Raw genomic sequence first — 21434 nt, 5'->3', positions numbered from 1 at the left:
CATTGAAGCGGCGACATGCTGCGGGGCTACGGCGTGCCCGGCAGGTGATCCGCAGCGATTCGCTGCGGCCTCATTGAAGCATCGACAACGAAACCCACACCCATCACGGGCCAATGGTGACCCACAGCGATTCGCCGCGGCCTTATTGAAGCTTGAACAGATACGGCCATACCAGCACACGGAACATGCGCGATCCGCGACGATCTACGGCGAGTCATATACCTGCCAGCTGTCTCCGGCGACGCCCCGCCTTGCGCCCTTGCCGGCGCGCCCACCACGCCCTGCGCCGCTCGGCGAGGCACGAGAAGATCACGTACAGCGCCGGCGTGCTGAGCAGGGTGAGGCTTTGCGAGATGAGCAGGCCGCCGATCAGGGCGATGCCGAGGGGGCGGCGCAGTTCGCTGCCTTCGCCGAGGCCGATGGCGATCGGCAGGGCGGCGAGGATGGCGACCATGGTGGTCATCATGATCGGGCGGAAGCGCACGATGCACGCTTCGCGCGCCGCTTCCAGCGGCGGCTTGCCGTGTTCGCGCTCGGCGACCAGGGCGAAGTCGATCATCATGATCGCGTTCTTCTTGACGATGCCGATCAAGAGTACCAGCGCGATCTGCGCCACCACCGACAGTTCGGTGCCGGTGATCCACAGCGCCATCAGCGCACCCACGCCGGCGGCCGGCAGGGTGGACAGGATGGTGACCGGATGGATCAGGTTCTCGTACAGCATGCCAAGCACGATGTAGACGGTGAGCACCGCGGCGAGGATCAGCCAGCCCATGCCACTCTGCGACTGCTGGAAGCGACGGAAGTCGCTGCCCATCTTCACCCGGATGTCGCCGGGCATGCGCATGTTCTGCACGGTGGCCTGGATGATCGCCATCGCCTCGCCCATGCTCACGTCGGGGGCGAGGTTGAAGCTGAGGTCCATCGTGGTGTACTGGTTTTCGTGGGTGATCTGCGACGGCGCCAGGCCGGGCTCCTGCCGCGCGAACGCGGTGATCGGGATCATCGTGCCGCTGCTTGAACGCACGTAGATGCGGTTGAGCGCCTCCGGCGTAGCGGTCTGCACGGGCAACGCGTTGACCACCACCTGGTACTGGTTGATGTCGGAGTAGATGGTGGACACCTGGCGCTGGCCGAACGCGTCGTACAGCGCGCCGTCGATGGCGCCGATCGACACGCCGAGCCGCGCGGCCTTGTCGCGGTCGATCACGATGTTCTGGCGCAGGCCGGCTTCGTCGATGTCGGTGCCGACGTCGCGCAGCTTCGGGTTCTTCTTCAGCTCGGCCTGCAGCTTCGGCAGCCATTCCTGCAGGCTGGCCAGGTCGTTGCCCTGCAGCGAGACCTGGTATTGCGCGCCCTGGCTGGTGCCGCCGCCACCGCTGGGCAGGTCCTGCACCGGGCGCAAGCGCAGGTTGAGGTCGGGGTACTTCGCCGCCTTGGCGCTGAGCCGCGCCAGCACCGCGAAGGTGTCGTCCTCGCGGCCTTCGGCGCGGCTCTTCAGGTCGATGTTGAACGAGCCGCTGGTGCCCTGCCGGCTGCTGCCCAGGCGCGAGCCCACGGTGGCCACGTCGGGGTCGGCCATCAGCATGGTGGTGAGCCGTTTCAGGCGCTGCTCGGATTCGCCAAACGACACGGTGGCGCTGGAGGTGGCGCGGCCCCAGATCAGGCCAGTGTCCTGCGCGGGGAACAGGCCGGTCTTGACCACGCCGAACAGGTAGAACGTGGCCACGATCAGCACCAGCGGGGTCAGCGAGAACGCCAGCGCGTGGCGCAGCGAGAAGTTCAGCGCGCGGGTGTACGCGCGCAGCATGCCGGCGTGGAAACCGTCCAGCATGCGGGCCAGCCGCGACGGCCGCGCCTCCGGCTTCGCGGCATGCCCGTGGAGGAAGCGCCCGCACAGCGCCGGCGTCAGCGTCAGCGAAACCGTCGCCGAGACCACGATCGCCGCCACCAGGGTCACCGAGAATTCGTGCATGAACATGCCGGTGATGCCGCCGGCGAACAGCAGCGGGATGAACACGGCGATCAGCGAGGCGGTGATCGACACGATAGTGAAGCCTATCTCGCGCGCGCCGGCGAGGGTGGCCTGCATGCGCGACATGCCCTCGTCGATGTGGCGGATGATGTTCTCGATCACCACGATGGCGTCGTCGACCACGAAGCCGATCGCGATCACCAGCGCCAGCAGGGTGAGGTTGTTCAGCGTGTAGCCGAGGATATACATCGCCACGAACGCGCCGGCCAGCGACAGCGGCACCGCCACCGCGGCGATCAGCGTGGGGGCGAGCCGGCGCAGGAACAGCGCCATCGTCAGCACCACCATCGCCAGCGAGATCAGCAAGGTGGCCTGCACCTCGTGCAGCGAGGCGCGGATGGTCGGCGTGCCGTCGAAGAACGGGGTCAGCACGGTGCCCGGCGGCAGGTAGCCGCGCAGCATCGGCAACTGCTGCTTGACCAGGTCGACGGTGGCGATGATGTTGGCGTCGGCCTTCTTGTAGACGTACATCAGCACGGCCGGCTTGCCGTGGAACCAGGCGGCCTGGTAGGCGTCCTGCTGGCCGGCGTAGACCTTCGCCACGTCGGACAGCCGCACCGGCGTGCCGTTGCGGCTGGCGATCACCAGCTGGGCGAAGTCGTCCGCGCTGTGCAGCTGGGCGCTGGCGCTGATCGACATGGTGGTGGTGCCGTTGGACAGGAAGCCCTCCGGCGAGGTCACGTTGGCCGCGCTCAGCGCGTTGCGCAACTGGTCGGGCGACAGGCCCATCGCGTTCAGCGCGCGCAGGTTCACGTCGACGCGGACCGCCGGCGTGGCCGCGCCGGCGATCTCCACCGACGACACGCCCGGCAGCTGGCGCAGCCGCTGCGCCAGCTGGGTGTCGGACAGGTTGTACAGGTCGGCTGCCGATTGTGTGTCCGAGGTCAGCGCCAGCGCGATGATCGGGTCGTCGTTCGGGTTCGCCTTCTGGTAGCTGGGCGCGCCGTTGAGGCCGCTGGGCAGGTCCGGCGCCGCCGCGTTGATCGCCGCCTGCACGTCGCGCGCGGCGGCATCCAGGTCGGTGCCGGTGCGGAACATCATGAACACGAAGGTGCGCCCCTCGGAGCTGGACGAGCGCATGGTGTCGATGCCGGGCACCTGGCCCAGGTGCCGCTCCAGCGGCGCGGCCACGGTGGAGGCCATCGTGCTGGCGTCGGCGCCGGCCTGGCTGGCCTGCACGAAGATCGCCGGGAACTGCATGTTCGGCAGCGCCGCCACGCCGAGCAGGAAGTAGGCGATCGCGCCGGCCACGAACAGGCCCATCGCCAGCAGCGAGGTGCCGATCGGACGTCGGATGAAGGTGCCGGAGATGTTCATGGGTCCAACGTGGGCGGAGGCTGGCGGGCAACGCGTGGGGGAATCATCCCATCCTCAACGTCCATTCCGCGAAAAGGTTGATCGGCATGCCTCGCGCGAAGAGCGACCCCACCCCGGCCCTCCCCTGCCTTGCAGGGGAGGGAGCGAGGCGGCGTGATTCTGCGGGCAGGGCGAGGAGCAAGGCGGCACGACTCCTCACCCCTGCAACGCAGTGAGAGGCCGGCGGCCAAAGGGAGTCCTTCAGGTGAGAGGGGCTTTTGACTTTGCGGCGAAGAGCAACTTCCCTGGCCCTCCCCTGCCTTGCAGGGGAGGGAGCGAGGCGCACCGGCAAGGTCACGCCGCGTGGCCGGCCTGGCTGCGGATCAGCGCGCGCCGCTCGCGGCGCGCCTCCAGCCAGTCGGAGAAGCGCTCCATGTACAGGTAGATCACCGGCGTGGTGTACAGCGTGACCAGCTGCGACAGCAGCAGGCCGCCCACGATCGATACGCCCAGCGGCCGGCGCAGCTCGGCGCCGATGCCGTTGCCCAGCGCCAGCGGCAGCGCGCCGAGCATCGCCGCCGCGGTGGTCATCATGATCGGGCGGAAGCGCAGCAGGCAGGCGCGATGGATCGCGTCGCGCGCGTTCATGCCGGTGCGGCGCGCCTCGATCGCGAAGTCGATCATCATGATCGCGTTCTTCTTCACGATGCCGATCAGGAGCACGATGCCGACGATGCCGTCCACCGACAGGCTCATGCCGAACATGATCAGCGCCAGCAGTGCGCCGACGCCGGCCGGCGGCAGCGTGGAGATGATCGTCAGCGGGTGGATGTAGCTCTCGTACAGCACGCCCAGCACGATGTAGATCACCACGATCGCGGCCAGCAGCAACAGCACCTCGTCGCCCAGCGAGGAGGTGAACTCGGCCGCCTTGCCGACGAACTCGCCGCGCACCTGCGGCGGGAAGTCGAGTTGTGCCTCGACCTGGTGGATCGCCGCCACCGCGTCGGACAGCGAATAGCCCGGCGCCACGTTGAACGCCAGCGTCACCGCCGGCAGCTGCTGCTGGTGGCTGACCACCAGCGGCGCGCTGGTCACCTGCGCGCTGACCAGCGCGGACAGCGGGATGTTGCCGCCGGCGCCGATCTGGAAGCCGATGTTGCCGGTGTTGCCGATGCCCGACGGCGTCGCCGAGTTGCTCGATTTCAGCTGGCCGAAGCTGGTTGCGTTGCTGCCGGTGAGCGCGCCGTTGCCGTTGCCGCGCACGGTGAGCTTGGTCAGCAGGTCGTCGCTGGTGCGGAACTCCGGCGCCACCTCCAGCACCACGCGGTACTGGTTGAGCTGGGTGAAGATGGTGGAGATCTGGCGCTGGCCGAACGCGTCGTAGAGGGTGTCGTCGATGGTCTGCACCGGCACGCCGAGGCGGCTGGCCTTCTCGCGGTCGATGGTCAGCTTGAGCGCGTTGCCGTTGTTGGCGAGGTTGTTGTCGACGTCGGCCAGCTCCGGCCGCTGGCGCATCGCCTGGGTCATCTGGTTGGCGTAGCCGGCCAGCTCGGCCGCGTTCACCTCGGACAGCGAGTACTGGTATTCGGTGGCGGCGACGCGGCTGTCCAGGGTCACGTCCTGCACCGGCTTCAGGTACAGCGCCACGCCGGGGATGCCGGATACCGCGTGCTGCAGGCGCGGCAGCAGGGCGTCCAGGCCGTCGCGCTTGCCGCGGTCCTTCAGCACGATGCTGAGCTGGCCCTGGTTGAGCGTGGGGTTGATCGTGCCGGCGCCGATGAAGGCGGCCACGCCGGCCACCGCCGGATCCTTGCGCAGCGCCTCGGCGACCGCGCGGGTGCGGTCCTCCATCTGCGGGAACGCGATGTTGTCGTCGGCCTGCACCACGCCGGTGATCAGGCCGGTGTCCTGCTCGGGCAGCAGGCCCTTGGGGATCACGATGTACAGGAACACGGTGAGCACCACCGCGGCGCCGGCGACCAGCATGGTCAGCCGCTGGTGATCCAGCACCCAGTCCAGCGAGCTTTCGTAGATGCCGACCGTGCGCGACCACACCGTGCGCTTGCCGGCCGCGGCGTGACGCTCGTGCGCGTCGTCGCCCTCAGGCAGCTGGTCGGGCTTGAGCAGGTAGGCGCACATCATCGGCGTCAGCGTCAGCGACACCAGCATCGAGATGGTCACCGCGATCGTGAGCACCCAGGCGAACTCGTGGAACAGCCGGCCGGTGACGCCGGGCATCAGCAGCAGCGGCAGGAACACCGCCACCAGCGACACGGTCAGCGACAGCACGGTGAAGCCGATCTCCTTCGCGCCGACCTCGGCCGCCTCCTTGCCGTCCCTGCCCTGCTCGATGTAGCGCACGATGTTCTCGATCATCACGATCGCGTCGTCCACCACGAAGCCGGTGGCCACGGTGAGCGCCATCAGCGAGAGGTTGTCCAGCGACATGCCGGTGAACGACATCACGCCGAACGTGCCCAGCAGCGACAGCGGCACCGCCACCGACGGGATCACCGTGGCCCACAGCCGGCGCAGGAACACGAAGATCACGCCCACCACCAGGAACACGGTGAGGATCAGGGTGAACTCGACGTCGTGCACCGAGGCGCGGATGGTCACCGTGCGGTCGGCGAACACGTCCAGGTGCACGTCGGCGGGCAGCGCGCTGCGCAGCTCGGGCAGCACGTTGCGGATCTGCTCCACCGTCTGCACGATGTTCGCGCCGGGCTGGCGGCGCACGTCCAGCAGCACCGCCGGCTTGCCGTCCGCCCACGCGGCGAGCTGGTCGTTCTCGACGCCGTCGACCACGTTCGCCACGTCGGACAGGCGCACCGGCGAGCCGTTCTTGTAGCTGATGATGGTGTTCTTGTACTCGGCCGCGTCCTTCAGCTGGTCGTTGGTGCCGATCGAGTAGCTCTGCGTCTTGCCGTTCAGCGTGCCCTTGGGCGCGTTGACGTTGGCCTGGGTCAGCGCGCTGCGTACGTCCTCCAGGGTCAGGCCGAGGTTGGACAGCTGCGCCGGGTTCACCTGCACGCGTACCGCGGGGCGCACGTTGCCGGCGATCGAGACCAGGCCCACGCCCTGCACCTGCGACAGCTTCTGCGCGATGATCGAGTCGGCCAGGTCGTTCACCTCGCGCAGCTGGCGGCTGTCGGAGGTGAGCTTGAGGGTGAGGATCGGCGCGTCGGCCGGGTTCACGCGGTTGTACACCGGCGGGTACGGCAGGTTGCCCGGCAGCGTGCCCTTGGCCTGGTTGATCGCGGCCTGCACGTCCTGCGCGGCGATGTCGATGTCGCGGTCCATCGAGAACTGCAGGATGATCGTGGACAGCCCGGCGGAGGAATCCGAGCTCATCATGGTGAGCCCGGAGATCTGCCCCAGGTTGCGCTCCAGCGGCGTGGTGATCAGCGCGGCCATGGTGCTGGCGCTGGCGCCCGGATACTGCGTGCTCACCACCAGGCTGGGCGCCTCGATCTCCGGCAGTGCCGAGACCGGCAGCTGGCGGTAGCCGAGGATGCCGAGCAGCAGCACCGCCACCATCAGCAGCGAGGTGGCGATCGGCCGGCGAATGAAGAGAGTCGAGAATCCCATGGCTATCCGTAACGTGTAGGTGCGGTTTCCGCCGCGATCATGGCCGGGGCACGGCCGGGTTCACGCAGCGGCGGTGTCATGCCGGGCCGGCACGCGGCCGCTCAGCCGCGACGGCGACCGCCACCCTTGCTGTTCTGCTTGGCTTTCTCCAATTCGGCCGCGGTCGGCGTCGCCGGCACTTCGCCGGGCTTCAGCGCATTGACCTTGCTGCCCGGCTTCAGGCGGAACTGGCCTTCGGTGACCACCCGGTCGCCGACCTTGAGGCCGCTGCCGACCATCACATGGCTGTCGCCCACCTCGCCAGCCACCTGCACCGGCTGCATCTTCACCGTGCTGTCGGCCTGCACCTGGTACACGTAGTCGCCGTCGGGCCCGCGCTGCACCGCCTGCGCCGGGATCACCAGGCCGCCGTCGACGGTGTTCACCAGCAGTTGCACGTTCACGAACTGGCCCGGCCACAGCTCGTTCTTCTCGTTCGGGAACTCCGACTTCAGGCGGAACGTGCCGGTGCTGGTGTCGATCTGGTTGTCGATCACCTTGAGCACGCCGCCGCCGGCGATCGGGTGCGCGTCGGTGCGGTCCAGCGCGGTCACCTGCAGCGCGGCGCCATCCTTGGCGGCGGCGCTGCGCACCAGGTCGAGGTTCTGCTCGGGCAAGGTGAACATCACGTTGATCGGATGCAGCTGGGTCAGCGTGACGATCGCGCTGGTGGTGGTGACCACGTTGCCGGGGTCGACCGCGCGGATGCCGGCCAGCCCGTCGATCGGCGACAGCACGCGGGTGTAGTTCAGCTGCACCTGGCTGTCGCGCACGTTGGCCGCGTCAGCCGCCACCGCGGCCTCGTACTGCGCGGCGGTGTTGCGCAGGGTGTCCAGATCCTGCTTGGAGATGTAGCCCTTGGCGGCCAGGTCCTGGCTGCGCGCCAGGTTGCTCTTCGCGGTGGCCTGCAGCGCCTGGTCCTGGCGCTGCTTCGCCACGGCCTGGTCGTAGGCGGCCTGGTAGGTGCGCGGGTCGATCTGCGCCAGCAACTGGCCCTTCTTCACCGGCTGGCCTTCGGTGAACTCCAGGCTGAGCAGCTGGCCGCCCACCTGCGGGTTCACGGTGACCGTGTTGAGCGCCTGCACCGTGCCCAGCGCGGTCAGGTAGACCGGCACGTTCTGCTTGACCACCGGCACCACGGTGACCGGCACCGGCGGCGTCTCGTCCTTGCCGTCCTTGCCCTTGCCGGCGCCCGCCGTCGCTGCCGACCCCGGGTCGGCGGGCTTGTGCAGCAGGCGCAATCCCACGCCGGCCACCACGATCACGGCAATCACGATCAACGCGATCTTCCAAAAACGCGACATGCGAAACTCCTGGGCTAAACGGTGCGGTCGGCCGGCACTCCACCACGCGGCACGCGTCGGTGAGGTGACTGGCGTCTTTCAGTCGGCGCCTGGTGGCGCCTTGCGGGGGGAGCATAGGCGCAGTTCAACGGAATTGAACAATGCCGGTTGACAGGGGGGCGCCATGACCGATGGCAGGGTGGCCGGCCCGCGGCGGCCGTTTCCGGACCCGGCGCTGGCCGCCGCGGCATGGCGACGGATCGCCACGGAGGCCTGAAACTTGCCGCGCGCTTCGTCTATAATCCGCGACTGGTTCGGCTGCCCGATCCGTGAACGGGTCGGCCGGCAGACATGATCCACGCCGCACACCCACTGGCGGCGACCCACACCGGGGCGAATCCATCGCGCTGGTGCGACACGGCAACAGGCAATTCAGGCAGGCCGGGGCAGCCATCGTGGCGTTCCGTCCGGCCCACTGACAGGAGTACGTGCGTGAGCGGTCCCATGAGCAAATCCGATCAGAGCGTCCTGCGCCAGTTCTCGATCATGATCGGGGGTCTGGCGGTACTGACGGTGGTACTGATCTTCACGGCGCTGGCGATCCACGACCACGAGCCGAAGGAAACCAACCCGAACCAGCCGGCCATGGTCGCCGCGCGGATCGCGCCGGCCGGCGCCGTGTACGCCGGCGACACCGGGCGCGCCGCGATGCAGGCTGCCGCCGATGCCGCCGCCAAGGCCGCCGCCTCGCAGGTCGCCTACGGCGGCACCACCGACGGCAAGGCGATCTTCGACCACCTGTGCACCAGCTGCCACACCTCCGGCGTGGCCGGCGCCCCCAAGCTGGGCGACAAGACCGCCTGGGCCCCGCGCGTCGCCCAGGGCATCGACACCCTGGTCAAGCATGCGATCGACGGCTACCACGGCCCGGACGGCAACTTCATGCCGCCCAAGGGCGGCAACCCGGCGCTCACCACCGAGCAGGTGACCAACGCCGTGCACTGGATCGCCGACCAGGCGAAATAATTTCGCCTGATCCAACAAGCTTTCGCCAAGCGCCGCCCACTGGGCGGCGTTTTCGTTTGCCCCTTCCCCCTTGGGGGAAGGTTGGGATGGGGAGCCTCGGTGTACGAGAAAATCAAAAGCGAACCCCTCCCCAACCCTCCCCTGCAAGCAGGGGAGGGAGCACAGCGGGCTCCTGCGAGCCAACGCTCACCCCGCGTGCGCCTCGATCCACTCCCGCGCAAAGCCCCACAGCTCGGGAAAGAACGCCTCGAAACTCCCCTGCAATGCCGCTTCCCGCTCCAGCAGCACCGGCAGCGCCGAACCCAGCGGATTGCCGCGGCTCAGGCGCTGCCCGATGCCGCCCAGCGCCTCGCCCAGCACCGCGTCGTCGACGTAGCCGGCCGGCAAGCCATGCGCTTCCATGTAGCCGCGGAAGCGCCGCAGCGCCGGCGGCAGCAGCGCATCCTGCCGCCACAACAGGGCGCGCAGGGCGGCGGCATACTCCGGCAGCGGTTGCGCGCTCCAGCGCGGGAAATCGCGCGCCAGGCAGCGGTCGAACCACATGTCCAGCAGGATCCCGGCATAACGGCGATACGGCGATGGCAGCAGCGCCTTCGCCGCCAGCACCTCGGGGTGGGCGTCGGTGTACACGTCGATCGCCCGGTGCAGGCGGATGCCGGCGACCACCCGTGACGGGAACAGGCCCGCCTCCGGCCGCCCATGCACGAAATCGCCCAGCATGCCGCCCAGCCGCAGGGCCTCGTCGTCGCCGGCCAGCAGCACGTGGGCCAGGTGGTTCATCCGCGCCGTCCGCGGCAGCCGGTGCGCCCGGCGGTTATCATCGCCTGCATGACTCCCACCGAGCTCCCCGCCGCACCTGCCGGCTTTCCGGATGTCGCCGCCAGTTTCATGCTCGACGGCCGCGCCGGCAAGCTCGAGACCATCAGCGATGTCGCCGAACCGGCGGCCGCGCGTCGCGGCGTGGCGGTGGTCTGCCATCCGCTCACGATCGAGGGCGGCACCATGCACAACAAGGTGGTGACGATGGTCGAGCGCGCGTTGCGCGAATCCGGCCTGGACACCGTGCGCTTCAACTTCCGCGGCGCCGGCGCTTCGCAGGGCGACTACGACAAGGGCCGCGGCGAAGGCGACGACCTGGCCGCCGTGGTGGCCTGGGTGCGCCGCGTGCGCCCGAACGACACGCTGTGGCTGGCGGGCTTCTCGTTCGGCAGCTACGTCAGCATCGCCAACGCGGTGCGGCTGCGCGCCGACGCGCTGGTCAGCATCGCGCCGCCGGTGGGGCGCTGGCCGTTCGACGCGATCGCGCTGCCGACCTGCCCGTGGCTGATCGTGCAGGGCGAGGCCGACGAGATCGTCGAGCCGCAGGCGGTGTTCGACTGGGTCGAGACGCTGGAGCAGCGGCCCGAGCTGGTGCGCATGCCCGAGACCAGCCACTTCTTCCATCGCCGGCTGATGGACCTGCGCGGAGCGGTGAAGCATGCCGTGCACGCCTGGCTGCCGCCGCCGCGGCATGCCTGACGCCCCTCTTTCCACGGCCCGTCCGCTCCATGAGTGAAAACCCCTCGCTCGCGCCCAGTGCGCGCTACCTCGAAGGCGTCGCCGCGCACCGCTGGGAGTCCGACCCGACCCAGCTGGCGCTGCTGCCGGAGTTCGACCGCATGCACGCGGCGCTGTGCGCCGCTGCCGGCAACGGCAATGGCAACGGCCTGCTCGGCCGGCTGAAGTCGCTGCTCGGCAACGACCCGCCCGCGGCGATGCCGGGGCTGTACCTGTGGGGCACGGTGGGCCGCGGCAAGACCTTCCTGATGGACCTGTTCGCCGCCAGCCTGCCGCACGGCGTGGTGCTGCGCCGGCATTTCCACCGCTTCATGGGCGAGGTGCACGAGAACCTGCGCGCGCTGGGTGAGCGGCAGAGCCCGCTGGCCGAGGTGGCCGCCGGCCTCGCCGCGCGCTGCCGCGTGCTGTGCCTGGACGAGTTCCTGGTCAACGACATCGGCGACGCGATGATCCTGTCGGGCCTGCTCGACGCGCTGTTCGCGCGCGGCGTCACCCTGGTCACCACCTCCAACACCGCGCCGGCGAACCTGTACAAGGGCGGCCTGCAGCGCGCGCGCTTCCTGCCCGCGATCGCGCTGATCGAGCGGCACTGCCACGTGGCCGAGATGGCCTCCTCCCACGACTGGCGCCTGCGTGCGCTGACCCGCGCGCCGGTGTACCTCACTCCACCTGGCGCCGAGGCGCATCGCGCGCTGGAGCGGATCTTCGCCGGCCAGGCCGGCGGCAACGTGCAGGAAGGCGGCACGCTGCACGTCAACGACCGCGAGATCCCGTTCGTCAAGCGCGCCGACGACATCGTCTGGTTCGAGTTCGCCGCGCTGTGCGAAGGCCCGCGCGCGGTGGCCGACTACATCGCGCTGGCGAAGGCCGGCCCGGCGGTGATCGTCGCCAACGTGCCGCAGTTCACCATCTACAGCGAGGATGCGGCGAAGCGCTTCGTGCAATTGGTGGACGAGTTCTACGACCGCCACGTCAAGCTGGTGCTGTCCGCCGCCGCGCCGATCACCGAGCTGTACGACGGCGAACGCCTGCGCGCCGAGTTCGGCCGCACCGAGTCGCGCCTGATCGAGATGCAGAGCGAGGCATACCTGGCACTGGAACATCGGCCCGAATGAACTGCTACCGTGCCTGCACGGATCGATACCGGAGCCACCCATGCCTCTTCCGCTCGCTGTCGCACTGCTGCTGGCCGCCACCGGCCTGCCGCCCGGCCAGGATTTCAGTACGCGCGTGACGCAGGGCAGGCTGGCGGAAGCCGCCGCCACCGGGCCGGCCTACCAAAAGCAGCTGTGGGACAGGATCACCGGCCCCACCGCCGCGGCGCTGAAGGGCTGCATCGCCAGCCATGCGCCGGCCGACAAGTCGCCGTTCACCCTGGTCGCCGACCTCCAGGCCGACGGCAAGCCGACCCGGATCGAGGTGCTGCCGCCGACCCCGGTCGCCACCTGCATGGCCGGCCGGTTCGCGGGCTGGACGCTGCCGCCGCCACCGGCCGCGCCGGCGCCTTATCCGATCGAGATCGACTTCAGCATCGTGCCCTGAGCCAGCGGCACGGCGGCGCGCTAACATCGACCACCCCCGCCACGGAGACGCCCATGTACCGCACTGCCCTCGCCCTGGCGCTGGCCGCTGCCGCCATCGCACCGCTGCACGCCGTCGACGCTCCCGGCGCGCAGGCCATGGCGCAGCAGGAACTGCCCCAGGTCATCGCGTGGCGGCGCGACATCCACCAGCATCCCGAACTGAGCAACCGCGAGGTGCGCACCTCGGCGCTGGTCGCGCAGGAGCTGAAGAAGCTGGGGCTGGAAGTGCACACCGGCATCGCGCGCACCGGCGTGGTGGGCCTGCTGAAGGGCGACCTGCCCGGGCCGCGGCTGGCGATCCGCGCCGACATGGACGCCTTGCCGGTGACCGAGGAAGTGAACCTGCCGTTCGCCTCGAAGGCGAAGGGCGAGTACCGCGGCAAGACCGTCGGGGTGATGCACGCCTGCGGCCACGACGCGCACACCGCGATGCTGCTGGGCATGGCGCAGGCGCTGAGCGGCATGAAGCACCGGCTGCACGGCTCGGTGCTGTTCGTGTTCCAGCCGGCCGAGGAAGGCGCGCCGGACGGCGAGGAAGGCGGCGCCTCCCTGATGCTCAAGGATGGCCTGCTGCGCGACTTCAAGCCCGACGCGATGTTCGGCATGCACGTGGTCAGCGCGCTCAACGTGGGCACGGTGTCGGTGCGGCCGGGGCCGACGATGGCCGGCTCGGACTGGTTCCGCATGGTGGTGCACGGCCGCCAGACCCACGGCGCGATGCCGTGGAACGGGGTCGACCCGATCGTCACCGCCGCCGAGATCATCGGCACCGCGCAGACCATCGTCAGCCGCAAGCTGGACATCGGCAAGCTGCCGGCGGTGCTCAGCTTCGGCATCGTCGAGGGCGGCTCGCGCTACAACATCGTGCCGGACCGGGTCGAGCTGCAGGGCACCCTGCGCACGTTCGACGCCGGCATGCGCCAGCAGGCGATCGACAACCTCAGGGGCATCGCCGAACACGTCGCCGCCGCGAACGGAGCCACCGTCGAGACGCAGATCCCGCTCGGCGACAGCAACCCGGTGCTGGTCAACGATCCCGCGCTCGCCGCGCGCGTGCGCGACAGCCTGCGCAAGGCGATCGGCGGCGAACACGTGATCGAGGCCCCGCCGTCGATGGCCTCGGAGGACTTCGCCTACTTCGCGCGGAAGCTGCCCAGCGTGTACTTCTTCGTCGGCGCCACGCCGCGGGGCCAGGACGCGTCCAAGGCGCCGGCCAACCACTCGCCGAAATTCTTCCTCGACGAGGACGCGCTGCAGATCGGCATGGCGTCGATGCTGCAGGCCAGCCTGGATTACCTCGACGCGCCGGCCTCCTGAGCGACGCGCCTGCATGCCGATCCCGCCACGGGCTACAGCTCGGTGCTGCTGCCCGGGTGCGCCCGCTGGAAGCGGCGGTGGTGGATCAGCAGGCCGCTGAAGTAGACGATGTAGTAGCCGACCAGCAGGCCGATCACCAGCATGGTCAGCGGGCTGGCGGCGTAGCCGGCCGGCGGCATCGCGCCGGGCGCCGGCGCCTGCTGCATCTGCGGCCACGCCACCAGCAGCCGCCAGGCCAGCCGGCCCAGCAGCAGCGCGGTGAGCAGCGCGCCGATCCACGGATTCGGCACGTAGCAGTCGCCCTTTGCCGGATCGGTCTCGAAGCGGGTCAGCCGGATGCCGAGCAGGCCCAGTGCACCGCCGAGCAACGCGCCGGCGGCGAGGCCTTCGGTCAGTGCGGCGTGGTGGAATCCGCTGAGCGCGAGCAGGCCGCCGACGAGCACGAACACCACGATGCGGAAGATCATCCGCCTGCGCCGGATCGGCTGGCGACCGAACTGCCGGCTCACCCGCCGCCAGACGATCCAGGCGAGAATCGGCAGCATGACGAGGTAGTTGGTCAGGTGCGCGGGCATGGCACTATCCGGGTGATGGGTCGGCCACCAGCTTAATGCGGCAGACCCGCGCGGGACGACTGACGATTGTCACCTCTTCGCCGGTGCCGCGAGATCCGCAGATGCAGGTTTCGTAGGAGCCCGCTTGCGGGCGATGCTTTTGGCGAGAGATGAGAACTGAGGGAAAGAGCTGAAGAGCATCGCCCGCAAGCGGGCTCCTACGGGAATGTGGCGAGGGCAGCGTTACTTCGCCTTGCCCTGGTTCGCCACCGCGGCCATCTTCGCCGCGATCGCGTCGGCGTCGCCGAGGTAGTAGTGACGCAACGGATTCAGCCGGTCGTCGAACTCGTACACCAGCGGCACGCCGTTGGGGATGTTCAGCTCGACGATCGCCTCGTCGGAGATGCCATCCAGGTACTTCACCAGCGCGCGCAGCGAATTGCCGTGGGCCGCCACCAGCACGCGCTGGCCGGACTTGATCGCCGGCGCCAGCACCTCGTGCCAGTACGGCAGCACGCGGGCCACGGTGTCCTTCAGGCACTCGGTGTCGGGGATGTCCTTCGGGTCGAGCTTCGCGTAGCGCGGGTCGTTCACCGACTCGTTCGCGGCGCGCTCCAGCGGCGGCGGCGGGATGTCGTAGCTGCGCCGCCAGATCTTCACCTGGTCCTCGCCGTACTTCGCCGCGGTCTCGGCCTTGTTCAGGCCGGTGAGGCCGCCGTAGTGGCGCTCGTTGAGGCGCCAGTCGGTGAGCACCGGGATCCACATCAGGTCCATCGCGTCCTGCACGCCCCACAGCGTGCGCACCGCGCGCTTGAGCACCGAGGTGTGCGCCACGTCGAAATGGTAGCCGCCCTCGCGCAGCAGGCGGCCGGCCTCGCGCGCCTCGGCCATGCCCTGCTCGGTGAGGTCGACGTCGGCCCAGCCGCTGAAGCGGTTGTCGAGGTTCCACTGCGATTGGCCGTGGCGGATCAGGACGAGCTTGTACATGGGAGCGCCCAACAATGAGGTATAAACCGGCAATGGTGCAGGCCGGCCCGGGCAGCGTCAAATGCGGCCCCTGCCACAGGTCATGGCCAACCTTCCGCGACGGCGGCGCATCCTAGCGTGGTAACCCCACTCCAAAGGAGACCGCCATGCGCCGATTCCCGCCAATCCTCATCTTCGCCGCGCTCGCGCTGGGCCTGGGCCAGTCGCCGCTGGCCGGCGCGCGCGACAACGACATCGACAAGGTCAACGGTTCGGTGCAGGTCGCGGCCGGCCAGCAGGCCGGCGACGTCAGCACGGTCAACGGCGCAGTGCACATCGCCGATGGCGCCAGCGTGCGCAAGGCCAGCACGGTCAACGGGGCGATCGAGCTGGGCGACAGGACGCAGGCGGCCAGGCTGGGAACGGTCAACGGCGCGATCACCCTGGGCAGCGCCAGCCGGATCAGCGGCGAGGTGAGCGCGGTCAACGGCAGCATCCATCTGGCCCGCGGCGCCGACGTCGGCGGCCGGGTCGGGAACGTCAACGGCGCGATCGTGCTGGACGGCGCCCATGTCGCCGGCGGCATCGGCACGGTGGCGGGCGACATCACGGTGGGCGCCGGCTCGCGCGTCGAGGGCGGCATCCTGGTCGACAAGCCGAACAACGGCTGGTTCCACTGGGGCAGCGAGCGCAAGCCGGTAGTCGTGATCGGCCCGCACGCGGTGGTGCAGGGCACGCTGGAGTTCCGCCGCGAGGTGGTGCTGAAGGTCAGCGACAGCGCGCAGATCGGCCCGGTGAAGGGCACCACGCCGGAGAAGTTCAGCGGCGCCACGCCATAAAGCCAGGCTCCCTGTAGGAGCGCACCCTGTGCGCGATGTTTTTCACGAAGAGCCATCGCGCACGGGGTGCGCTCCTACACCCAGTCGCGCGGCCTCAGGTACTCGGCCAGTTTCGCTTCGGCCGATCCGGCTTCCGGCTGGTACGCGTACTCGAAGCGCACCCGCGGCGGCAGGCTCATCAGGATCGACTCGGTGCGCCCGCCGGACTGCAGGCCGAACAACGTGCCGCGGTCGTAGACCAGGTTGAATTCCACGTAGCGGCCGCGTCGGTACAGCTGGAACTCGCGCTCGCGCTCGCCGTACGGCGCGGCCTTGCGCCGCGCCACGATCGGCAGGTAGGCGTCGAGGAAACCCTGGCCCACGTCGCGGGTGAACGCGAAGCAGCGCTCGAAGCCGCCCTCGTTCAGGTCGTCGTAGAACAGCCCGCCGATGCCGCGCGTTTCGCCGCGGTGCTTCAGGTAGAAGTAGTCGTCGCACCACTTCTTGTAGCGCGGATAGACGTCCGCGCCGTACGGCGCGCACAGGTCGCGCGCCACCGTGTGCCAGTGCCGCACGTCCTCGTCCACCGGGTAGAACGGAGTGAGGTCGAAGCCGCCGCCGAACCACCACACCGGCTCCACGCCTTCCTTGCTGGCCTCGAAGTAGCGCACGTTGGCGTGGGTGGTGGGCACGTGCGGGTTCTTCGGGTGCAGCACCAGCGACACGCCGGTGGCGATGAAGCTGCCGCCGGCCAGGTCGGGCCGGTGCGCGGTGGCGCTGGGCGGCAACGGGTGGCCGTGCACGCGCGAGAAGTTCACCCCGGCCTGCTCGAACACCGCGCCGTCGCGCAGCACGCGGGTGCGCCCGCCGCCGCCCGCGTCGCGCGTCCATGCGTCCTCCGTGAACCGCGCGCCGCCGTCGGCCTGCTCGATCGCGGCGCAGATGCGGTCCTGCAGCTCGCGCAGGAAGGCTTCGGCCCGGTTGGCTTGCTCGTTCATCGTCTTGCCCGTCGTTGTCGATGCGGCAAGCTTAACAAGGCGCCGGCGGTTGCCCCTGCGGCGCGGCGCCGCGCCGACCTGTGCCAGATCAGCGGCGCAGCGCGGCACCTCGCACGCCGCGGTCGCGCAGGCAGCGCCCGGGATTGCGCGACGGCGCGGACGCGGCGATCCGCGGAAGTGCGGAACGTGGACGCGTCGGCATAGCCGCGGCGCGCCATCCGCGGCAGTTCGGTGGCTGAATGCCCGTTCCGCGCAGGCTAGGCATCCGCGGGGGTGCCCGCTACGCTTTCCCGATGCTTCCTTCGATGACGCCGCTCGCAGTCACCGCGTACACCGCCACGTCCGCCATGGGCAGCGGCCTGGCGGCGCAGCTCGATGCGCTCGAACGCGCCCGCGGCGGCCTGCGCCCGAACGACTTCGGCAGCGCGCCGCTGACGTGCTGGATCGGCCGCGTCGACGGCGTGGAGGACACCGCCCTGCCCGCCGCGCTGGCCGCCTGGGACTGCCGCAACAACCGGCTGGCCTGGCTGGGCCTGAACCAGGACGGCTTCCTCGACCGCGTGCGGGCGGCGCGCGCGCGCTACGGCGCCGCCCGCGTGGCGCTGCTGCTGGGCACTTCCACCGCCAGCATCGGCGCCACCGAGGAGGCCTATCGCCGGCTCGATCCCGACGGCGGCATGCCCGACGACATGCTGCGCCCGGCGATCCACGCGCCGCATTCGCTGGCCGCCTTCGCCGCCGCCGCGCTCGCGCTGGAAGGGCCGTGCCTGACCGTTTCCACCGCCTGCTCGTCCAGCGCCAAGGTGTTCGCCAGCGCGGAGCGGATGCTCCGCCTCGGCCTGGTCGACGCGGCGGTGGTCGGCGGCGTGGACACCCTGTGCGACAGCGTGCTGTTCGGCTTCAACGCGCTGGAGCTGGTCTCGCCCGAGCCGTGCCGGCCGTTCGACGCCGTGCGCAACGGCATCTCGATCGGCGAGGCCGCCGGCTTCGCCTTGCTGGAGCGCGTCGAGGCGGCGCCGCACGCGCCGCGGCTGCTCGGCTACGGCGAGTCCAGCGACGCGCACCACATGTCCACGCCGCACCCGGACGGCCTCGGCGCCGAGCTGGCGCTGCGCGACGCGCTGGCGCGCGCCGGCCTCGACGCGGCGCAGGTGGACTACATCAACCTGCACGGCACCGCCAGCCAGAAGAACGACGAAGTGGAAGCGGCGCTGGTCGGCCGCGCGTTCCCGGCCACCACGCGGGCCAGCTCGACCAAGGGTTTCACCGGCCACACGCTGGGCGCCGCCGGCATCCTCGAGGCGACCATCGCGCTGCAGGCGATCGAGCACGGCCTGGTGCCCGGCAACCTCGGCGGCGATACGCCCGACCCGATCTGCGGCGCGCACTTCGCCTGGCGCAACGAGCAGCGGCGCGTGAACGTGGCGCTGAGCAACTCGTTCGGCTTCGGCGGCAACAACGCCTGCCTCGCGTTCGCCCGCGCGGGATTCGCCGCGTGAGCGCGCTGCGCGTCTATGTGGAAGGCATCGGCCTGTGGTCGCCGCAACTGGCCGACTTCGCCACGCTGCGCGCGCTGTTGGCCGGCACCACGCCACCAGCACCGCCACCGCGGCCGGCCGCCGCCGTCCTGCCGCCGAACGAACGCCGGCGCGCGCCGGAGAGCGTGCTGCTGGCGGTCGAGGTGGCCGGCCAGGCGGTGGCGATGAGCGGCCGCGATGCCACCTCGCTGGCCTGCGTGTTCGCCTCCGCGCACGGCGACCAGGCAATCACCGACTACATGTGCGCCACCCTGGCGCAGGCGCCGGCGGAACTGTCGCCGACCCGCTTCCACAACTCGGTGCACAACGCCGCGGTCGGCTACTGGACCATCGCCACCGGCTGCCACACGCCCTCCACCGCGATCTGCGCCCGGCGCGCCAGCTTCGGCGCCGGCCTGCTGGAGGCGGCCGGCCAGGTGCTGGCCGAACAGCGGCCGGTGCTGCTGGCATGCAGCGACATCGCCGGCAGCGGCCCGCTCGGCGAAGTCTCCGATTGCCGCCAGCCGTTCGGCTGCGCCCTGGTGCTGGCGCCCCAAGCCGGCGCCGCCACGCTGGCCCGGCTCGACTTCGACCTGCAGCCGGGCGCCGACGCCATCGACACGCCGCTGCCCGAGCCGCTCGCCGGCTGGCGCGGCGGCAACCCCTCGGCCGCCGCCCTGCCGTTGCTGGCCCTGCTCGCCGGCCGCGGCGGCCGCTGCCGGCTGGCCGCTGCCGCTACACTGGGACTGGTCATCGACATGGAACGGGTCGCTTGAATATCCCCGCCGCACGCTGGTGCGTGCTGATTCCCTGCCTCAACGAGGAGGCCGCGATCCAGTCGGTGGTCGAATCCGTGCTGGCGCTCGGCGTGCCGGTGATCGTGATCGACGACGGCTCGGACGACCGCACGCCCGGGATCGTCGCCGCGCTGCCGGTGACCCTGCTGCGCCACGACGAACGCCGCGGCAAGGGCGAGGCGCTGCGCCACGGCTTCCACGAGGCGCTGCGGCAGGGCTACGACGCGGTGCTGACGATGGACGGCGACGGCCAGCACCTGGCCAGCGACATCCCGCGCATCGTAGCCGCCGCACGGCGCTACCCGCAGCACATCGTGATCGGCGCGCGCCTGCTCGACCGCGAGCAGCAGCCGAAGGGTCGCCGCCGCGCCAACGCGGTGGCCGACTGGGGCATCTCGTGGGCCTGCGCGCAACCGGTGGCCGACACCCAGAGCGGGCAACGCTGGTATCCGCGCGCGGCGCTGGCGCTGGTCGACCTGCCGGCGGAGCACTTCGTGTTCGAGGCGGCGCTCCTGATCGCCGCCTCGCGCGAGAAGAAGCTCGGCGTGGTCTCGGTGCCGATCGCCTCGCGCTACCACGGCGCGTTCCGCCCCAGCCACCTCAAGCCGGTGCGCGACGTCACCCGCATCACCCTCTATACCATCGGTCGGGTGTTCCACTACGGCGACATCGTCGCCAGCTACCGTCGCTCGCGCGGCATGCCGCTCGTCGTCGTCGACCCCGCGGCCTGAGCCGGCTCAGCCCATCCCGCCGTTGACGCCGATCACCTGGCCATTGATGTAGCCGGCCGCGTCCGAGCACAGGAACGCCACCAGCGCGGCGACTTCCTCCGGCTTGCCGGCGCGCTGCGCGGGCACCAGTTCGCGGATGCGCCCGGGCGGGAACGCCGCCTCGGCCATGCGCCCTTCGATCACGCCGGGCGCGACCACGTTGACGGTGATCCCGCGCGAGGCCATCTCGCGCGCCAGCGACTTGCCGGCGCCCATCAGCGCGGCCTTCGCCGCCGCGTAGTTGGTCTGCCCGCGGTTGCCCAACTGCGCCGCCGCCGAGCCGATCGAGACGATGCGGCCGAAGCGCGCGCGCGCCATCGGCAGCAGCAGCGGCCGGGTGACGTGGAAGAAACCGTGCAGCGAGACGTCGATCACCCGATGCCACTGCTCGTCGCTCATCCCCGCCATCGGCGCGTCGTCGTGGATACCGGCGTTGTTGACCAGCGCCAGGATCGGCCCTTCGGACAGCAGCACGTCCAGTGCGGCATGCACCACTTCCGCATCGGTGACGTCGAACGCGACCGCCTGCGCGCTGCCGCCGGCGGCGACGATCGCCGCCGCCGTTTCTTCGGCACGGGCCAGGCTGTGGTGGCCATGCACGATCACGTGCCAGCCGGCGCCGGCGAGCGCATGGCAGATCGCGCCGCCGAGTTCGCCGCTGCCGCCGGTGACGAGGGCGCGGCGCGGGTTCGCGGGTTCGGTCATGGCTTGCGGCCCGGTGAAAAGCGCGAGTTTAGCGCAGCGCCCCGGGGCGTCGCTCGCGGCGGTCAGCCGGCGTCGGCCGGATGGATCACCGCGGCACGCCCGCTGGCGAGCAGCCGGCCGCGATGCTCGACGCGGAACGCATACTGCGCGCCGCCGTCGTCGGCGTAAAGGCATTCGGCATGGACGTCCAGATGGCCGTCGAGCCGATCGACATATTCCTCGTGCAGCTGCACCTCGCGCAGGCTGACCAGCCGGCCGGCGCGCATCCCGACGCGGCCGCGCGCACGCGCCAGCAACGCGCCGTGCACCGCCATCGCCTGCGCGCCGTATTCGGCCAGGTGCACCGCGTGCAGACCGTGCGCGCCGCGCAACGGGTTGTCCGTGCGCGCGTGGCCTGCACTGGTGGCGTGGATCGTCCGCTCGTCCCACGCCAGCACCGCGTCGAGCAGGCACATCGCGCCCGCGTGCGGGATCAGGTGCGCCCAGTCAGTCTTCGCGAGGAGCCTGTCGGACTTCGGTTGGCCGGGCTGCAAATCCGTCTGAGCGATCCGTATTTCCGCCGAGTCTTGCCCCATAGAA

At 70.3% G+C, this 21434-nt stretch carries 18 protein-coding genes; 9 read left to right on the top strand and 9 right to left on the bottom strand.

All coding sequences use genetic code 11. The annotated features are described in order from the left end of the window. Nucleotides 1-214: 214 nt before the first annotated feature. From AC3WRN_RS08595 to AC3WRN_RS08585, 3 genes are all read right to left on the bottom strand, one after another. Nucleotides 215-3352, bottom strand: a complete 3138-nt coding sequence (locus AC3WRN_RS08595; RefSeq protein ID WP_492622657.1) for an efflux RND transporter permease subunit — start codon at nt 3350-3352, stop codon at nt 215-217. 333 nt (nt 3353-3685) lie between these two features. Continuing rightward, a complete protein-coding gene (locus AC3WRN_RS08590) occupies nt 3686-6925 on the bottom strand; it encodes an efflux RND transporter permease subunit (protein WP_492622656.1) in 3240 nt (1079 codons plus the stop codon). 101 nt (nt 6926-7026) lie between these two features. Continuing rightward, nucleotides 7027-8268, bottom strand: a complete 1242-nt coding sequence (locus tag AC3WRN_RS08585; RefSeq protein WP_492622655.1) for an efflux RND transporter periplasmic adaptor subunit — start codon at nt 8266-8268, stop codon at nt 7027-7029. A gap of 483 nt (nt 8269-8751) precedes the next feature. Between AC3WRN_RS08585 and AC3WRN_RS08580 the strand changes: the two genes are divergently transcribed. Beyond that, the gene (locus AC3WRN_RS08580) at nt 8752-9273 is read left to right on the top strand and encodes a c-type cytochrome (protein WP_492622654.1); all 522 of its coding nucleotides are present in this window, start codon (nt 8752-8754) and stop codon (nt 9271-9273) included. Nucleotides 9274-9459: 186 nt separating this feature from the next. Here the strand turns inward: AC3WRN_RS08580 and AC3WRN_RS08575 are convergent, their stop codons facing one another. After that, on the bottom strand, nt 9460-10053 hold the full coding sequence (locus tag AC3WRN_RS08575) for an acyl carrier protein phosphodiesterase (protein WP_492622653.1): 594 nt from the start codon (nt 10051-10053) through the stop codon (nt 9460-9462). Between the two features lie 48 nt (nt 10054-10101). On the opposite strand from AC3WRN_RS08575, the gene AC3WRN_RS08570 reads away from it, so the two are divergent. Genes AC3WRN_RS08570 through AC3WRN_RS08555 form a run of 4 tightly spaced genes read left to right on the top strand, consistent with a single transcriptional unit; the run spans nt 10102 to nt 13730 of the window. Further along, on the top strand, nt 10102-10791 hold the full coding sequence (locus AC3WRN_RS08570) for an alpha/beta hydrolase (RefSeq protein WP_492622652.1): 690 nt from the start codon (nt 10102-10104) through the stop codon (nt 10789-10791). Between the two features lie 29 nt (nt 10792-10820). Further along, nucleotides 10821-11945 carry a cell division protein ZapE gene (zapE, locus tag AC3WRN_RS08565; RefSeq protein ID WP_492622651.1) on the top strand — a complete coding sequence of 375 codons (1125 nt, stop codon included), beginning with the start codon at nt 10821-10823 and terminating at the stop codon, nt 11943-11945. Nucleotides 11946-11985: 40 nt separating this feature from the next. Then, a complete protein-coding gene (locus AC3WRN_RS08560; protein WP_492622650.1) occupies nt 11986-12372 on the top strand; it encodes a peptidase C13 in 387 nt (128 codons plus the stop codon). Nucleotides 12373-12425: 53 nt separating this feature from the next. Beyond that, nucleotides 12426-13730: an amidohydrolase gene (locus AC3WRN_RS08555; protein WP_492622649.1), complete on the top strand. Its 1305-nt coding sequence runs from the start codon at nt 12426-12428 to the stop codon at nt 13728-13730. A 32-nt stretch (nt 13731-13762) separates the two neighbouring features. On the opposite strand, the gene AC3WRN_RS08550 is transcribed toward AC3WRN_RS08555, so the two are convergent. Beyond that, nucleotides 13763-14305: a CcdC protein domain-containing protein gene (locus tag AC3WRN_RS08550; protein WP_492622648.1), complete on the bottom strand. Its 543-nt coding sequence runs from the start codon at nt 14303-14305 to the stop codon at nt 13763-13765. 222 nt (nt 14306-14527) lie between these two features. Then, on the bottom strand, nt 14528-15271 hold the full coding sequence (gene gpmA / locus AC3WRN_RS08545; RefSeq protein ID WP_492622647.1) for a 2,3-diphosphoglycerate-dependent phosphoglycerate mutase: 744 nt from the start codon (nt 15269-15271) through the stop codon (nt 14528-14530). 146 nt (nt 15272-15417) lie between these two features. Between gpmA and AC3WRN_RS08540 the strand changes: the two genes are divergently transcribed. Then, a complete protein-coding gene (locus tag AC3WRN_RS08540; protein WP_492622646.1) occupies nt 15418-16089 on the top strand; it encodes a DUF4097 family beta strand repeat-containing protein in 672 nt (223 codons plus the stop codon). A gap of 74 nt (nt 16090-16163) precedes the next feature. Here AC3WRN_RS08540 and hemF read toward each other — a convergent pair whose 3' ends face one another. Continuing rightward, on the bottom strand, nt 16164-17066 hold the full coding sequence (gene hemF / locus AC3WRN_RS08535) for an oxygen-dependent coproporphyrinogen oxidase (protein ID WP_492622645.1): 903 nt from the start codon (nt 17064-17066) through the stop codon (nt 16164-16166). 305 nt (nt 17067-17371) lie between these two features. Between hemF and AC3WRN_RS08530 the strand changes: the two genes are divergently transcribed. From AC3WRN_RS08530 to AC3WRN_RS08520, 3 genes are read left to right on the top strand one after another with little or no spacing between them, the layout of a single operon-like run. Next, nucleotides 17372-18565 carry a beta-ketoacyl-ACP synthase gene (locus AC3WRN_RS08530; protein WP_492622644.1) on the top strand — a complete coding sequence of 398 codons (1194 nt, stop codon included), beginning with the start codon at nt 17372-17374 and terminating at the stop codon, nt 18563-18565. Beyond that, a complete protein-coding gene (locus AC3WRN_RS08525) occupies nt 18562-19359 on the top strand; it encodes a beta-ketoacyl synthase chain length factor (protein ID WP_492622643.1) in 798 nt (265 codons plus the stop codon). The genes AC3WRN_RS08530 and AC3WRN_RS08525 overlap by 4 nt, the downstream gene beginning before the upstream one ends. Continuing rightward, nucleotides 19356-20111 (top strand): glycosyltransferase family 2 protein, encoded by a 756-nt coding sequence (locus AC3WRN_RS08520; protein WP_492622642.1) that lies wholly within the window; start codon nt 19356-19358, stop codon nt 20109-20111. Before AC3WRN_RS08525 ends, AC3WRN_RS08520 begins: the two co-directional genes overlap by 4 nt. A 6-nt stretch (nt 20112-20117) precedes the next feature. Here AC3WRN_RS08520 and fabG read toward each other — a convergent pair whose 3' ends face one another. Both fabG and AC3WRN_RS08510 read right to left on the bottom strand, forming a co-directional pair. Next, complete coding sequence (gene fabG / locus AC3WRN_RS08515) at nt 20118-20855, bottom strand: 3-oxoacyl-ACP reductase FabG (RefSeq protein WP_492622641.1); 738 nt, start codon at nt 20853-20855, stop codon at nt 20118-20120. Between the two features lie 62 nt (nt 20856-20917). Then, nucleotides 20918-21388 (bottom strand): hotdog family protein, encoded by a 471-nt coding sequence (locus tag AC3WRN_RS08510; protein WP_492612623.1) that lies wholly within the window; start codon nt 21386-21388, stop codon nt 20918-20920. Nucleotides 21389-21434 lie beyond the last annotated feature (46 nt).

This window comes from Rhodanobacter sp. FW101-FHT13A11 (assembly GCF_058790335.1).
The sequence above is the reverse complement of the archived record's forward strand: the minus strand, read 5'-3'. Positions and strand labels throughout refer to the sequence as shown.

Excerpts from the sequence above, each read along its gene's own strand:
- AC3WRN_RS08595 (WP_492622657.1), bottom strand. The coding sequence starts at position 3,352 with ATGAACATCTCCGGCACCTTCATCCGACGTCCGATCGGCACCTCGCTG.
- AC3WRN_RS08590 (WP_492622656.1), bottom strand. The coding sequence starts at position 6,925 with ATGGGATTCTCGACTCTCTTCATTCGCCGGCCGATCGCCACCTCGCTG.
- AC3WRN_RS08585 (WP_492622655.1), bottom strand. The coding sequence starts at position 8,268 with ATGTCGCGTTTTTGGAAGATCGCGTTGATCGTGATTGCCGTGATCGTG.
- AC3WRN_RS08580 (WP_492622654.1), top strand. The coding sequence starts at position 8,752 with ATGAGCAAATCCGATCAGAGCGTCCTGCGCCAGTTCTCGATCATGATC.
- AC3WRN_RS08575 (WP_492622653.1), bottom strand. The coding sequence starts at position 10,053 with ATGAACCACCTGGCCCACGTGCTGCTGGCCGGCGACGACGAGGCCCTG.
- AC3WRN_RS08570 (WP_492622652.1), top strand. The coding sequence starts at position 10,102 with ATGACTCCCACCGAGCTCCCCGCCGCACCTGCCGGCTTTCCGGATGTC.
- zapE (WP_492622651.1), top strand. The coding sequence starts at position 10,821 with ATGAGTGAAAACCCCTCGCTCGCGCCCAGTGCGCGCTACCTCGAAGGC.
- AC3WRN_RS08560 (WP_492622650.1), top strand. The coding sequence starts at position 11,986 with ATGCCTCTTCCGCTCGCTGTCGCACTGCTGCTGGCCGCCACCGGCCTG.
- AC3WRN_RS08555 (WP_492622649.1), top strand. The coding sequence starts at position 12,426 with ATGTACCGCACTGCCCTCGCCCTGGCGCTGGCCGCTGCCGCCATCGCA.
- AC3WRN_RS08550 (WP_492622648.1), bottom strand. The coding sequence starts at position 14,305 with ATGCCCGCGCACCTGACCAACTACCTCGTCATGCTGCCGATTCTCGCC.
- gpmA (WP_492622647.1), bottom strand. The coding sequence starts at position 15,271 with ATGTACAAGCTCGTCCTGATCCGCCACGGCCAATCGCAGTGGAACCTC.
- AC3WRN_RS08540 (WP_492622646.1), top strand. The coding sequence starts at position 15,418 with ATGCGCCGATTCCCGCCAATCCTCATCTTCGCCGCGCTCGCGCTGGGC.
- hemF (WP_492622645.1), bottom strand. The coding sequence starts at position 17,066 with ATGAACGAGCAAGCCAACCGGGCCGAAGCCTTCCTGCGCGAGCTGCAG.
- AC3WRN_RS08530 (WP_492622644.1), top strand. The coding sequence starts at position 17,372 with ATGACGCCGCTCGCAGTCACCGCGTACACCGCCACGTCCGCCATGGGC.
- fabG (WP_492622641.1), bottom strand. The coding sequence starts at position 20,855 with ATGACCGAACCCGCGAACCCGCGCCGCGCCCTCGTCACCGGCGGCAGC.